8 protein-coding genes are annotated in these 13,792 nt (G+C 73.0%); all 8 read right to left on the bottom strand.

Translation table 11 applies throughout. From position 1 onward, the window contains the following. Positions 1–163: 163 nt before the first annotated feature. The 8 genes from WMF19_RS37550 to WMF19_RS37515 all read right to left on the bottom strand — a co-directional run bounded on the left by WMF19_RS37550 (position 164) and on the right by WMF19_RS37515 (position 13,443). The gene (locus WMF19_RS37550) at positions 164–988 is read right to left on the bottom strand and encodes a formylglycine-generating enzyme family protein (RefSeq protein ID WP_437894757.1); all 825 of its coding nucleotides are present in this window, start codon (positions 986–988) and stop codon (positions 164–166) included. A gap of 50 nt (positions 989–1,038) precedes the next feature. Further along, entirely contained in the window at positions 1,039–2,133 is a 1,095-nt protein-coding gene (locus WMF19_RS37545) for a PEGA domain-containing protein (protein ID WP_437894756.1), read from the bottom strand. Positions 2,134–2,647: 514 nt separating this feature from the next. After that, complete coding sequence (gene ltrA / locus WMF19_RS37540) at positions 2,648–3,922, bottom strand: group II intron reverse transcriptase/maturase (RefSeq protein ID WP_437894755.1); 1,275 nt, start codon at positions 3,920–3,922, stop codon at positions 2,648–2,650. A 564-nt stretch (positions 3,923–4,486) separates the two neighbouring features. Further along, the gene (locus WMF19_RS37535; RefSeq protein WP_437894754.1) at positions 4,487–4,921 is read right to left on the bottom strand and encodes a type II toxin-antitoxin system VapC family toxin; all 435 of its coding nucleotides are present in this window, start codon (positions 4,919–4,921) and stop codon (positions 4,487–4,489) included. After that, on the bottom strand, positions 4,905–5,228 hold the full coding sequence (locus WMF19_RS37530) for a hypothetical protein (protein ID WP_437894753.1): 324 nt from the start codon (positions 5,226–5,228) through the stop codon (positions 4,905–4,907). Before WMF19_RS37530 ends, WMF19_RS37535 begins: the two co-directional genes overlap by 17 nt. A gap of 100 nt (positions 5,229–5,328) precedes the next feature. Further along, the gene (locus WMF19_RS37525) at positions 5,329–8,076 is read right to left on the bottom strand and encodes a hypothetical protein (protein WP_437894752.1); all 2,748 of its coding nucleotides are present in this window, start codon (positions 8,074–8,076) and stop codon (positions 5,329–5,331) included. Next, entirely contained in the window at positions 8,073–11,540 is a 3,468-nt protein-coding gene (locus tag WMF19_RS37520) for a poly-gamma-glutamate biosynthesis protein PgsC/CapC (RefSeq protein WP_437894751.1), read from the bottom strand. The genes WMF19_RS37525 and WMF19_RS37520 overlap by 4 nt, the downstream gene beginning before the upstream one ends. Positions 11,541–11,610: 70 nt before the next feature. Beyond that, a complete protein-coding gene (locus WMF19_RS37515) occupies positions 11,611–13,443 on the bottom strand; it encodes a S53 family peptidase (protein WP_437894750.1) in 1,833 nt (610 codons plus the stop codon). Positions 13,444–13,792 lie beyond the last annotated feature (349 nt).

Genomic DNA, 13,792 nt, shown 5'->3' with positions numbered 1-13,792 from the left:
CATCAACGGTGCGACGGGAGGCGCTGCGCGGAGGGGATAATCTCGATGGGCCGGCTCTCTGCGACATCGGCCAACACGTTCTCGGCGACCGCGCTCTGCCGCTCTCGCGCGTGTGAGCACCGGCGGCAGGCCCGTGCGCTCGACCGCGTAGCGTCGTCGCCCCCTACTCGCCCCGCGCGCAGCGGAACCCGTAGAAAGACAGCGTCCTCTCCGGCAGCTCGCCGATACGGTACGTCGGGCTGAGCGTCTCCTCGGTGTGGGAGAACGCCCCTCCGCGGGAGCCCCTCCCGTAGCCTCCGTCGGTCAGCGCCGCGCAGTTGTTGCACGTCTCCGTCAGATCGGCATGGTAGTCGAGGACCCACTCGAACAAGCTCCCCGCCAGATCGGCTTGCCCCCATTTCCCGTCGCCCGCTGGGGATTTCGACCCGACAGACGGGATCGGGCACACAGTCGTCGTGGTATCGCAGCCGTACACCGCCAGCTCCTGGCTCGGGGCCTCGTCTCCCCACGGATAGGCGCGCTGCTCGTTCCCCCCGACCGCGGCGTAGTTCCACTCCGCCTCTGTGGGCAGCCGGCCCTCGTCCCAGGCGCAGAAGGCGAACGCGAGATACCAGCTCGCGCAGTTGATCGGCACTGCCTCGTTGCCGGCGGGCTCGTCGGTCCACGTCCGAAAATTGGGGTCGCATTCCAGCGATGCCCGCAGCTCGTCCTGCCCCGCGGGCAAGCTCGCATCCCACGCCGGATCCCAGCCGCTGCCCTGGATGAGCGGATGGGCGCCCGCTCCCGCCTTCGGTCTGGTCGCCGGGTAGCCCGCGACGAACTGCCGGAACCGGCCCACCGTCACCTCGAAGCGATCGAGCTGGAAGTCGGCGACCGTGGCCGGATAACGCGCGTCGTTCAGGCGGTTGAACTGGCCGCCCACCACCACGCCCGCCGTGGGCTCCACGTCAGGGATGCACGCGCCCGCCGCGACCAGCGGGATCGCCATCGCTGAGAGAGCTCTGAAGAACACCACGCGTCTTGCCTCGCCCGTTCGCATCAGAAGCTCCCGGAGATGCTGGCGCCAGCGCCGGACGGCGCGATCCACGGGAGCGCGACGGCCGCCGGCGCCTCTTCGCCGCCCGACCGGACGATCCCATAGGCCGCCACCCCCATCGCCACGAGCCCCGCGGCGCCGAGGCCGACGAAGAGGCCGAAATCGCGGTTCTTGCGCGCGTTGTCGGACGCGAAATCATAGCCGGGATCGCAGTACGTCCCGCCGGCGACATCGCGGCAGCTCTCGCGCAATGCGCTGATCGCGGAGAGGTCATCGATCAGGAACCCGACCGACGCGCCGGCGAGGGCGATCCCCGCGGCTCCGGAGATCCAGGCCCAGGTCGGGGCGCCCCCGCCTCGCGCCTCGTTCGCCTTGGTGGGCGGCTTCGCGGCGTTGGCCGCGGCCGTGGCCGTGGCCGCGGGTCGCAGCGTGAGCTCGACCGTCGTCGTCTCGCCCTCCGCGAGCATGATCGAGCGGGTCTCTGTCTCGTGCCCGGGGGCGGTCGCGCGGATCTCGTGCGGGCCAGGATCGACCGGCAGGGGCTCTCCGAGCGCGGCCGCCGGGAGCGCCGTGCCGTCGCGCAGCACCTCCATGCCGGCAGGCGCGCCCTTGACCACGATCACGAGCTTCGGTACGCGAGGCTCGAGGGCCGCGATCCCCTTGTTCGCGACCTCCTCCAGGCTTCGTCGCCGCTGCTCCCCGGCCGTCTCGCGGTTCAGGACGAGGGCCCGATGATAATCGTACCACGCCGTCGCGAGCTTGCCCTCGCGCTCGCGGCAACGCGCGATGTTGATCTGGGTGCTCGCCGAGGGGTTGAGCGCGAGGCTCGCCTCGAACTTCGGGCACCCCGCCGCGTCGTCCCCCTTGTCGACGAGCGCGCGCCCGGCCTTGAAGAGCGCCTCCGCGGCCACCGGGTCGCGCCCGGGCTCCTGCGCGTGCGCCGCCGCGCCGCCGAGCGCGACCGCGACAGCGGACGCGAGGCCGGCGAAGGCGCGCGCGCCTCGCGCGCGGCCAGCACCACGACGGGTGTCGGCGAGGCGAAGGATGGGCACCGCAACAAGGCATTTCCCGAGCGGGCTCGTCGTCGTTTCCGCCATGTGTGCTCGTTCCGCTGCAGCGCGCCGCTGGGGCGCGCGGGGAGACCCTACAACAAAAAGGGCGACACGACCAACCCGTCAATGAGCGAGCGCGTGGTTCGGCTTGACGAGGAGAGCCCCTTCCGATGCCATCCGCACCGCTCGACGTAGCTCCCACGCAGCTATGCGGCGCGCGGTGCGTGTACACCGGGACGCGACGGACCGCGGCAGCTGCGGCCATGGCGACAACGCAGGCGCGTGCGAAGAGGCACCGTGCCAGTTCATCCTTGCCGGCGATAAACGCTTTCAGGTGGCCCATTTGGCTGCACACCGGCAGGGATTACGGGGCCGGAGGGCCTCCCGCGGCGTTGTCAGGCGAGCTCTCTCGATGACAATCCAGCGTATGCAGGGCGGCACGCGCTGCGACGATCAGGATTGATCTGGTCGGGTAGGCCGAGGAGAGCGCCCTGAAGGACGCCCTCCCCGGCCCCCCACGGATCCGGACGTGCAGAATTCCCGCATCCGGCTCTTCAGATCATGGATTCGCTGCTCGCGGCGTGTATGGGCGCGCAATACGCGGCTGCTGGAGCGGGTACCGCTCCAGCAGCGCGTGCATCCGGTCCCAGTTCACGCGGGCGCGTTGCGAGCGGCGATCAAGCCACTTGCGCCACGCGCGGGTGACCTCGTGCAGAAAGCGTCGAAGGGCCTCCACGTTCCCGGTGATCCCGAAGTACCCGTAGTGCCCCATGAGCTTCTGCACGAGGGCTTGCTGTTGCGCTCGTAGGTCATCGTGCCGGTGCTTGCGGCACCAGTCGGCAACCCGTCGGAGCGCTCGTCGAAAGCGGTCCTTGGCGGTCGATCGACGTACGATCCACTTCCCGGCGCGTGACTTGCCCCAGTAGTGGGTGAAGCCGAGCAGATCGAAGGTCCCTGGCCGGAGCGGTGCGCCACCGCTCACGAGCGGCGCGCGTCGATCAGGCCGCCGGAACTCGACCAGCCGCGTCTTCTCCGGATGCAGCGTCAGGCCGTACTTGCCGAATCGCTTCGGCAGCACGGCCATCACCCGGCGCGCGTCCTGCTCGTGCTCGAAGAGGAGCACAGCGTCGTCCGCGTAACGGACGACGTGCGCTCGACCCGACAGACGCGGCTTGACCTCTCGGTCAAACCACACGTCGAGCACTTCGTGCAGGTAGATGTTCGCCAAGATCGGCGACACTACCCCGCCCTGCGGGCTGCCCGCGTCCGGGTACATGATGCCCCCGGCCTCGAACACACCCGCAGCGAGCCACTTGTCAACGAGGCGCAGCAGCACCCCGTCGAGCACCCTGCGGCGCAGGATCTCCCGGAGGCGTCTGTGATCCAGCGTGTCGAAGAACTTGCGCACGTCGACGTCGAGGATCCACCCGCCCGCAAGCCGCGTCGTCTGGAGCCAGAGAGCTTGCAGCGCTTGATGCGCGGAGCGACCAGGCCGGAAGCCGTACGAGCCGTCGATGAAGTCTTGCTCGTAGACAGCCTCCAGCATCATCGCCACCGCGCGTTGCAGGACCTTATCCTCGAAGGTTGGAATGCCGATGGGCCGGGTCTCCGTCCCATCGCTCCCCTTCGGGATGTGGACCCGCCGCACGGGCGGCGCGCGGTACGTGCCCGACTTCGCGCGATCAAGCAGCGACCGGAGGTTGTCCTCCAGGTTCGCCGCGTACTGCTTCGCGGTCTGCCGGTCCACGCCCGTCGCGCCGTCCTTGCGCGTGCGCCGGTACGCCTCCTGAAGCCAGGCGAGATCGACGTGATGGGCGAGTGTTGTGAACGCCATGCCGGGCGCCTCCCGCGCCCGCGATGCTATCCGTTCGAGTTTCGTGGAGATGGTGGCGGAGCTCGGTGTCTTCGTCATCTTTCCCTCGAACGGGTCCGTGACCTGGTGCCGCCCTTTGCTCGGCGGGGTCCCTCGGGCCGGTTCCCCCGCGTCACTGCTCGTACTGCGGCACTCCGACTTCCCGACGCCCCCGCTCCGCTCGCTTGCGCTCTGCTCGGCGGTTCCACGTACCGTGGAGGTGTCGGGATCTCCCAGGTTCCTGGGGAACCCTCCCGTGCATGCCCTGCTCTCCGACCTCGGCGGGACCGCTGCACCGGACCATCAGGGCAGTGCCCATCCTTGGGCGCAGCGATGTTGCCTTCCACGTTTTCAACCGCGTCGGCTCCCGCAACAACCATAATTTCGAGGCTCAATCGCACGGCCTGCACGCTCGCTGTCTACGCTTCGCAGCCACGGTCGCCCGTGCACCACGCAAGACTCACTTCCGGCTGGTGGCCCACCTTGGCCGGGCGGGGTTCGAACCCGCTGGGTTCCACCGCGAGGTTTCCGCTCTGGTTCGCTACGTCATCGCTTCCTCCTCGCCCAGGCTTCGCCTGGCGCACCGAAAATGCTGGTAATGGCCAAACCAGGCACGCGGAATAGCGGGCTGGTTCTGCGCTCGGTTGTGACCATCTCTTCCGCGCCCAGCGTGAGCGCTGCCGCGACGTGCAACGCATCCATCCCGGCCAGACCGTGCCGCGAGACCAGAGCGAACGCCTGCTCCGAGAGCTCGACGGAGAGCAGCGCCCAGGCGCAGACCGCGGAGAAGAATGTCTCGTAGAATTCGACCTCTTCCTTACGGCGGAAGTAGAGAGGCTTCGGCAGCACCTCCAGCTTCAATAGCGGACTGGAGACGAATTCCCTCCCTGCATCATCGAGGATCGAGAGGGCACGCTCCGCGTGCTCGCCAGCACCACGAGCCGCAACGATCAAGACGCCCGCATCAACGAAGGTGCGCATCGTCCTCATCGCCTTCCAGGTCCAGTTCCAGGTCCAGCGCCGCGGCGCCGCCCCGGTGCTCGGCCAGCTCCTGGCGCACGCCGACCTCATCGAGCAGCGGCTCGCCCGAGCGCTCGATCCGCGCTCGGATGGCGCGCAGCCTGCCACCGAGCGTACCGAGCGCCTCGCCTCCCGCGCTCACACCGGCTACGCGGCTACTCCCCTGCGCCTCTGCCGCCGCCTGAGCCACGATGCGCTCGGCCAGCCGAAGCCGGTCGGCAAGCGGCAGCCCGCGCACATGCTGTTCGTAGACGTCGTCGACGGTCATACCGGCCCCTCGCTCGCGTTGCCCTCGGCTCCTCGCTTCGGGCTACTCAAAGCCTACAGACCAGGCGCATCCCGCGCGCGGACGCCCCCTACGCTCCTCCTCACGGATCGTCCTCCACCCACAGCCTCGGCCCGTCGTCCCGCCCCGGCGCCTTCTGCCCGACCAGCACCGCCCCCACCCAGACCGCCTTCGCCGGCTCCCCCGTATCGCCCGGCTGCGGCCCCAGCAGCGACAGCCTCACCACCCGCTCCCCCGGCGCCAGGTCGTCCCCCAGGCGGATCACCCCGCGCCCCACGCCATCCGTCCCGCGCTTCTCCGTCGCCGCCTCCCACAGCGTCGCGCGCGTCAGGTCGCCGCCGCGGCCCGCCAGCACGCCCTCCGGGATCGTCACGCGCCGGAAGAACGCCGCCTCCCGCGACGCCGGCTTCGCCCCCTCGAGCCGGTACCGGATCCGGTAGTCCGCGTTCTCCCCGGGCGTCACCACGAACAGCACCAGGTGCAGCGTCTCGCCCGCCTCCTGCTTGAACTCGTACGTCATCGGCCGGGCGCGCGTCAGCTCGAACACGTCGCGCCGGCGCACGATCGCCCCGCCGTTCGCCGGCGGCGCGTCCGTGTACGCCACCCCCGCCTCGCCCAGCCCCTCGACCTCGACCCGGCGCGCGCCCGCCGGCGCCGTCACCCGCAGCGACCCGGACAGCGCCACGATCGGCTCCTTCAGCGCCACCTCGCCGTCCACGCGCACCGCCACCTCCTTGCCGAGCGACGCGCGCGCGGCCCGGTAGATCACCGACAGCCGCCCGGCCCGCGCCCCCGCCCCGTCCACCCGCACGTCCTTCGCCACGAGCAGCGGCGTCCACGCGTCGCCCGGCGACGGCTCCCCCGCCGACTGCCACGCCGGCATCAGCAGCCGCCGGCGCACCGGCGCGTGCTCCGGGACGAGCACCCGCTCCGGCCGATCCGCGTCCGACCTCGCGCCCTCCCCCGCCCGCTCGATCCGCACCTGCTCGCGCAGATCCGAGAAGCGCTCCTTCCGCTCCAGATCGTCGAGGTTGAGCGCGCGGACGTCCGTCCACGTGCTCACGTCGAACGGCGCGTAGCGCCACGTCTCGTCCTCGGCCAGCGTGACCCGGTACGGCAGCCGGTACAGCGTCTCGTTCACGCCCGGCTCGATCGCGCGCAGCCGCAGGCGCGTCCTCGCGTCGCCCGTGATCTCGATCCGCTCCACCCCCGCCGGCGGCCGGAGGATCGCGAGCCGCGGCTCGGACGCGTCGAACCCCTCGTTCCACCACTCGAACCGCGATCGCGGGAGCGTCACCTTGAGCTCCGCCCGCTCGGACGGCCCAGGGCCCCACCGCGCCACCACCGTCGCTTCGCCCTGGTTCGCGCCCCCGCTCGCGTCGATCTGCGTCCGGAACAGCAGCCCGAGGAGCTCTTGCCCGGGCGCCATGCGCGCGATGACCGGGTCGCTCGGATCCAGCGCCAGGTAACGCACGATCCGCACGTCCGGCGGCGTCTGCAGCCGCGTAGGAGCCGCTGCCGGCGCCGCCGCGGGCGCGGACGGAGCGGGCGGCTCCTCGGCGGCCCCCGGCGGGAGCGCCCCCGGCGCAGCGCCGGGGCCCCCCTCGCCCGCGGGCAAGGGCATCGCCGGGTGGACGATCTCGCCGATCTGCTGCATCGCCTGCGCCTCCGACGCGCTGAACCGCACGCCGAAATCCGGGCCGACGCCGTCGATCACCACCGTCCGGATGTCCTCCCGCACGAGCCGCACCGTGGCCCGCCCGAGCGGGCCGAGCGCGACGCTCGTGGACCCGCTCGCGCCGTCGCCGACCCGCACCGTGCGGCCCGGCGGGCCCTCGATGTCGAGCGACAGCGGGCCGCGGAAGTTCAGCGCGGCCGCGCGGCGCTCGCCGATCACGAACTCGGACGCGCCGCGCCCCTCGGCGCGCGGGTACGGCATCCGGAACCGCCGCAAGAGCAGCCGCGACATCTCGTAGTCGATCCCCTCGCGGCCCCCCGCCTCGAGCCGCCGCGCCCAGCCCCGGAGCAGCGCCTTCCGCGCCGGCTCCGGCAGATCGGCGAAGCCGAGCGCCGACGCCCGGAGCCCGAGCTGCCGCCGCTCCTCCGCGTCGAGGCTCTGCTCGTAGACCGCGCGCGACGCCTCGCTGCGCTGGTAGCGCCCCTCCAGCCGCGACAGGATCGTCAGCTCGCTCGGCACGCGCGCGCCGTCGCTCCCCACCGCAGGCTTCGCCCGGAGCCGCACCTGCCCGCCCTGCGGGAGCACGTCGTGCGTGATGAGCAGCGTCGAGCGCGGATCGGTCACCGCGCCCCCGCCGCTCGCGAGCCGCGCCGCGTACTCGCCCTCGCCGAGCGGCCGATCCGGATCGCAGCTGACCCGGCTCTCCAGATCGATCGCGTGCCGCGCGACCTCCTCCCCGCGCTCGTTCACGAACGCCGCGATGAACCCGTACGGGTAGCGCCGCGCCGAGTCGCAGGCGTCGGCCCTCACGCTCCCCCAGGTCGTCACCTCCACCGCGTCGATCTCGGCCGGGACCTTGATCACGAGGTCCCGCTCCGGCTCGATGTGGTAGGCGAGGATCTCGTCCTCGGCCGGCAGCGAGCTGCCCAGCGGCGGCGCGCTCGACAGCTGCGAGAGCGCGAACGCCGTCACCCCGAGCAGCGCCATCGCGATGAGCCACCGCGGGTTCAGCGCCCTGCGCGGCGCGCCGTCGCGGGCGCGGAACCCCGCCGTTGCCATGCGCGCCCGGGACGCCGGCCGCGCCGCGTGGGAGCGCGGCGGCGCGGGCGCCCCGTGGCCCGCCGGCTCGCGGCGCTTCGCCGGGGCGGTCACGGGGTCGCCCTCTGCGGCGCCGCCCCGGGCCCGGCCGCCTCGACCCGGAGCGCGCTCGTGCCGACGGTGACCGCGCGCCGCAGCCGCGAACCGCCGGGCACGGCCGCACCCGGCACCGCGACGAGCGCGCCGTCGATCGGCAGCAGCTGCGCCTCCCCCGGCCGCGCCGCGATCACCCACGGGCGCCCCGTGATCACGTCGCGCCCGATCTCCACATGGCATTGCGCCTCGCCCCGCGGCGCGGCCGGCGCGCTCCCGCGCAGCGCGGCCGCCGCCGCGGCGCGCGCCGCGGCCGCCACCCCTGCCCGAGGCGCCACCGCCACCGCTGCCCGCGACGCGTCCGCCCCTGCCCGCGGCGCGTCCGCCACGCCCGCCCGCGGCGCGCCCGCCGGCGCCGGAGCGCCCCCCGGCCCCGCCGTCTGCGTCGAGAAGTGCGCCCTCAGGTAATACGGGTTCCGCTCGGTCGTGTAGCGCCGGAAGGGCTCTATCGCTGCGGAGAGATCGCACTCTGCGGTCACGCCCCGGGTCGGGCAGAGCTCGTCCCCGCTCGCGCCTGCGCCGGCGGTCCCCGCGCACGACGCGAGCGCCTGGGCGCGCGCCGCCACGTCGGCCGGCTCGGGCGTCACGCCGAGCCGCGCGAGCCGCGCCTCGAGGCGCGTCTCCCCCTGCCCCGGCTCCACGAAGCGCCGGAGCTCGAAGAAGCGCCGGATCGCGCTGCCCAGGTACACGATCGCGAACCGCCCCTCGGCGAACCGCTTCGCATAGGCCATCGCCATGTCCGTCGCGCCGCTGAACGGCACCTGCTCGCGTGTGCCGTCGAAGATCCCCACGCGCAGCTCGAGATCGCGCAGCGTCTCCAGCAGCGGCCCCGCGAACGTCGGCACGTGCCCCGGCCGCAACACCTCGTACCCGAACGAGATCACCGCGTCCCGCTCGTAGGTCCGATCCGCCTCGATCGCCTGCACCGACAGCGCATTGCCGCCGTCCCCGACCCAGACCTCGTGCGCCCGCTGGAAGTAGCTGCGCAGCCCCTCGGCGCGCCGCACGTCGGCGGCCCCGCTCGGCTCCGCCGTTGGCACCGCTCCGGAGAGCAGCAGCGACTGCGCCGAGAGCGCGTCGGCGAGCGCGAGCCCCGCGCCGAACGCCCCGATCTGCCACCGCGGCGCGGGCACCTCGACGAGCATCGCGCCCGTCAGCGGCGACCTGACCGCCTCCGTCGAGGGCGCCGTGGGCAAGATGTCGCCGCTCGACGCAGCACGCGGCAGCGTGGGCGGCAGCGTGGACTGATGCGTCAGCACGAGCCACGCCGGGTTCCCGCGCCGCTCCGGGCCGCCCTCGTCCGGCCCGGGCTCCGCGATGCCCCACGCCGCCGGCGCCTCGGCGGTGCCGCCGATGCGCACCTCGCGGAAGCCGAGGCGCCCGAGGATCGCCCGCTCCCACGCGGTCGGCGGCGCCGCGCCGGACGCGCCGCCGGGGCGCGTCGCCGCCGCGATCAACCGCGGCGCCACCACGGCGTCGAACAGCCTGAGCTCCTCGAGCGACGGCGGACGGAAGCGGCCCGGCTGGACCTCGGTCAAGGACACCATCCGCTTCGCGAGCTCCTCCTCCAGCGTCCCGGTCCAGCGCACGGCCTCCGGCGCGCCGAGCGAACGCGCGCCGACCGCCTCGGCGACCTCGCGCGGCACGTGCAGGCGCGGCGCGTCGCCGAGGGGCGTCGACGGCTCCGCCGCCTGGCGGAACGTCATCGCCGTCTCGGCGCCGAGCCCCAGGCCGATCGACACAACGGGCAGCCCCGCCGGCGAGCCGACGACGCTGAGCTCCGGCCCGTCGCCGCCGCCCGGCTCGACGATGAGCACCTGGGGGTCTTCCATGGCGTCGATCATCGCGGCCACGAACGCCTCGTCGTGGCGCCGGATCGCCCCGTGGCGCGACAGGAGCACGACCCCCGCCGCGTCGAGCAGCCCCGCGACCCGGAGCGCCACCGCCGGCAGCGCCGAGCCGAGCTCGGTGGGCGCCGCCAGCACCAGCCACTCGGGCGCGGACGTCGGGCTCCTGCCGACGCGCTTGCGGATCGCCGCCCGCGGCACGCCCGGCGCGTCGTCCGGATCGTCGAACCGCGGGCTCAGCACGTACCACGGCCGCTCGCCGTCGCCCTCCCGCGCCACCGACACCCGCGCGCGCTCCGCCGCGCCGAGCAGCTCGTCCGCCGGCCGCCCGTCGCGCAGCACGCTGCGCGCGAGCCGGTGGGCGATCCGCCGCGACTCGATGTCGGCGGCGATCGCGGCCGCCCTCGGGCGCGGGCCGGGCCGGGGCGCCGTGTCCGCCAGCACGAGCGACAGCGCGGCGCTCTCGATGCGCGGCACCGGCCTCGCCGCGGTCGCGGGCGGCGGCGGCGCGCCTCCCCAGCCGAGCGCCACGAGCGCGTAACCGACGCCGTTGCCGACGAGGAACGCGGTGAACGACACCTGGATCGTCGGCATGATCACGATGCCGACGTGCTCCTTGTTCCACATCTTCACGGCGAGCAGGCTCGGGAGCAGGTAACCGAAGCCGAAGTAGTCGACCATCTGCAGCCCCGGCGCGTACCGCACCATGGCGAAGCCGATCGCCATCTTCACGAGGAAGCCGAGCACGTACACGAAGATCATCCGCCGCGGCCCCACGAGCAGCATCCGGGAGAACGGGCGGACCGAGGTGATCCAGCGCGAGAGGTAGAAGACGGCCAGCGCCTCGATCGTCGTCGTGAGCAGCTTCGTCGGCTCGTACCACGCCACGGCGAGCAGGCCGGGCACGAGGATGCCGTTGTAGTCCCACCCGTAACGGACGTTGTTGCGCGCGCCCATCAGCGCGCCGATGACCAGGATGATGTGGGCCTTCGGCAGCTCGAGGAACTCGAGCGACAGGCTCTCGTTGAGCACCTGGAAGCGGGAGACCGAGAGGTTCGTCGTCCGGAGCAGCACGCCGAGCACGAGCGCCGTCAGCGCCGTCACGACCGCGAGCCGCGGCGCCGCGCGCAGGAAGCCGCTGTTCCAGAAGGCGTTCGCGATGAGCGGCACCAGCACGAGCCCGATGCTGTAGAGCTCCCGCGAGTGCACGAAGTCGTAGCGCGCCGAGACCTCGGGCACGACGAAGCCCTCGACGAAGAGCCGCACGATCACCGCGCCGACGATGAACAGGTAGAACCGCTCGCGCCCGAACGCCGTGGACCACGCGCCGGTCCGGGTGATCCAGCGGCCGATCAGCGCGACGAACAGGTACGTCACGATCGACTCCGCGATGATGAACACCGCGGTGACCGGGGCCGCGAAGAACACCGTCGCGAGGTAGCCGGGCACGACGAGCCCCGCGTACGTCCAGCCGAGCGTCTCGGTGAAGAACGTCCCGAAGACGAGGCCGATCAGGACCGCGGTGTGGAGGCTCCGATCGAGCCCGTTCGGTGGAAAGAGCGGCAGGTTCTCGAGCATGCGGCGGGACGGCGGCGGCGGGGCGGGTCGGCGCGCGCCGCCGCCCGGCGCGGTTGCCAGCGCGGGCGCGCTACGGCAGCGTGGTGGCCAGGCCGATCGCGCTCGGCGCGCCCCAGCCCGTCGGGTAGTCCCAGCCGGGCCCCGCGGCAAAGAACTCCGTCTCGCCGCGCACGACGTCGCGGAACGTCGCCTGCACCGCGGGGGTCGTGTAGAGGATCGAGTTGAGGAACCCGGCGCGCGGCAGGCCCTGCTCGGCGCGGTAGCTGTTCACCACGGCGATGAGCCCCGCGAAGCAGGGCGAGGCGAACGACGTCCCGCCGTACCGCCGCCACTCGCCGAGGTAGTAGACCCAGTACGGGGTCGGCGAGCTCCCGGCGTGCATGGCGACGTCCGCGACCGCCCGCTTGCCGCCGGACCCCTCGACGACCCCGACCTGCCAGGAGGGGATCGGGAACGAGAGCGTCGGGCCGGAGCCGGAGCCGGACCAGGCGAGCTCGTCCTCGACCTCGCCGTCCGCGTCGAGCGAGAGCGACGTCCCGCCGACCCCGGTCACGTACGGGCTCGCCGAGGGCGTGTCGGTCTGCGCCGAGTCGCCGGTCGCCGCGACCACGGTGATCCCGAGCGCCGCGGCCATCTGCGCCGAGCGGTGGTACTGGAGGCGCACGGCCGGCGGCTCGGAGTCCTCGCGGTGGGCGAACGAGTCCGTGATGACCGACACCTCGCCGCGGCCGACGGCCTCGTTGAACGTGTAGACCATCGACGTGTTGCGCGCGTCGGGGCCCTGGTACACCACGAGGTCCGCGCCCGGCGCGAGGCCGCCCGACCACGCCACGTCGAGCGTCGACTCCACGTAGCGCGTCGAGGCCGGCTCCATGGTCTGGACGACCTCCGGGTTCGCCCGCTCCACGCCGAGCGCCCGCCAGAACGACTGCAGATCCTTGTACTTGAAGGCCGCGCCGATCGTGACCCCGAGCTTCACGCCCTCGCCGGTGAACCCGAGCTCGTAGAGGTCGTCGACGTCGTACGCGCCCGCGATCTGCGCGGGGGTCAGCCCCCTCTCGACGCCGGCCGGCGGATCCGGCGCGATCTCCCCGCCCTCGCCCGGCAGCGGCCTGGTGCTCGCCGCGAGATCCGCGGTGAGGATGCCGGTCGTGCGTTCCGACACCCACGTCGGCACGGTGAGCTGGCCGAGGGTGCCGTAGACGTCGAAGGGCGGATTCCCCGCCTGAGGGTTCTCGCGCTCGAAGACCCGGAGCTCCGTGTCGAAGGTCTCGTTGAACTGGCTCACCGTGCCGGTGAACTGGATCAGCAGCCGGTTCGTGGCCGTGAAGTTCACCTGCATCCCCTGCTCCTCGAGCCAGAGCTTCACGAGGTGCACGTCGCGCTCCCGGGGCGCGTACGCCGCGATCCACTCGTCCCGGGTGAGGTACTGGCGGAAGCGCGGGCCCGTCGGGTCGTAGATCTCCGCGATCCTCTGCTCGAGCAGCCCCGAGTTGCGGATGGGGAAGCCCATCAGCGCGCGGACCACCTCGTCGCCCCCGGCCACGCCCTTGTCGGTGTACACGCCCGGCAGCGGGCTCGGGATGCCGTCCGTGGCCTCGGTGGGCTCACGCTCCTCCTCGGTGAAGTCGGGCAGCTCGTCCGGCAGCTCCTCCCCACCGGCGCCGCCGGCCCCGCCGCCGCCGACCTCGGCCGCGCCACCGCCGCCGCTCCCGGCCGCGCCGCCGCCGCCCCCGGTCGCGCCGCCGGCGCCCCCGCCGCCCGCGCCCCCGCTGCCCGAAGAGTCTGCGATCTGCACATCCGACTCGCAGCCACAGCTCGAGGCCGAGAAGGCCACGCTGCTGACCAGGCTGAGCAGGCCGAGGATGGGCGCGGCACGAAGCACAGGTGAAGCACGGCGCATACGCAGCAACGATTCAAACCCCTTCCGACAGGCCGATCCAGCCGAATCGTCACAGGGCGCTGACGTCGCATCACACGTGCGCCGCCCGCAACACAACGCGCCTCGGCGGAGCGTTGGGAGCACCACGTCGCACCCTGGCGCGACCAGATTCGCCGCGGCGCCGCGGCCCGGTCGGAGATCGCGGCGCGCCGGAGGACGATAGAGGCGGGCGCGACGGCTGCGCCTGCGGCCCTGGGGAGCGACCTTCTCGTCGCACAGCCGATGTTTTTGGCGCGGCGGCCCCGGGTGGACAATTGTATTGATTCGACCACGATGCGACGCTCAGGCTGCCCGGGGCGTCCCGCGCCCC

Origin of the sequence: Sorangium sp. So ce124, assembly GCF_051525235.1 — a bacterium.
In the GTDB taxonomy this organism is placed as follows: domain Bacteria; phylum Myxococcota_A; class Polyangia; order Polyangiales; family Polyangiaceae; genus Sorangium; species Sorangium atrum.
The sequence above is the reverse complement of the archived record's forward strand: the minus strand, read 5'-3'. Positions and strand labels throughout refer to the sequence as shown.

Bases quoted from the DNA above. Each gene is read 5' to 3' on its own strand.
- WMF19_RS37515 (WP_437894750.1), bottom strand. From the start codon at position 13,443: ATGCGCCGTGCTTCACCTGTGCTTCGTGCCGCGCCCATCCTCGGCCTG.
- WMF19_RS37520 (WP_437894751.1), bottom strand. From the start codon at position 11,540: ATGCTCGAGAACCTGCCGCTCTTTCCACCGAACGGGCTCGATCGGAGC.
- WMF19_RS37550 (WP_437894757.1), bottom strand. From the start codon at position 988: ATGGCGATCCCGCTGGTCGCGGCGGGCGCGTGCATCCCTGACGTGGAG.
- WMF19_RS37535 (WP_437894754.1), bottom strand. From the start codon at position 4,921: ATGCGCACCTTCGTTGATGCGGGCGTCTTGATCGTTGCGGCTCGTGGT.
- ltrA (WP_437894755.1), bottom strand. From the start codon at position 3,922: ATGGCGTTCACAACACTCGCCCATCACGTCGATCTCGCCTGGCTTCAG.
- WMF19_RS37545 (WP_437894756.1), bottom strand. From the start codon at position 2,133: ATGGCGGAAACGACGACGAGCCCGCTCGGGAAATGCCTTGTTGCGGTG.
- WMF19_RS37530 (WP_437894753.1), bottom strand. From the start codon at position 5,228: ATGACCGTCGACGACGTCTACGAACAGCATGTGCGCGGGCTGCCGCTT.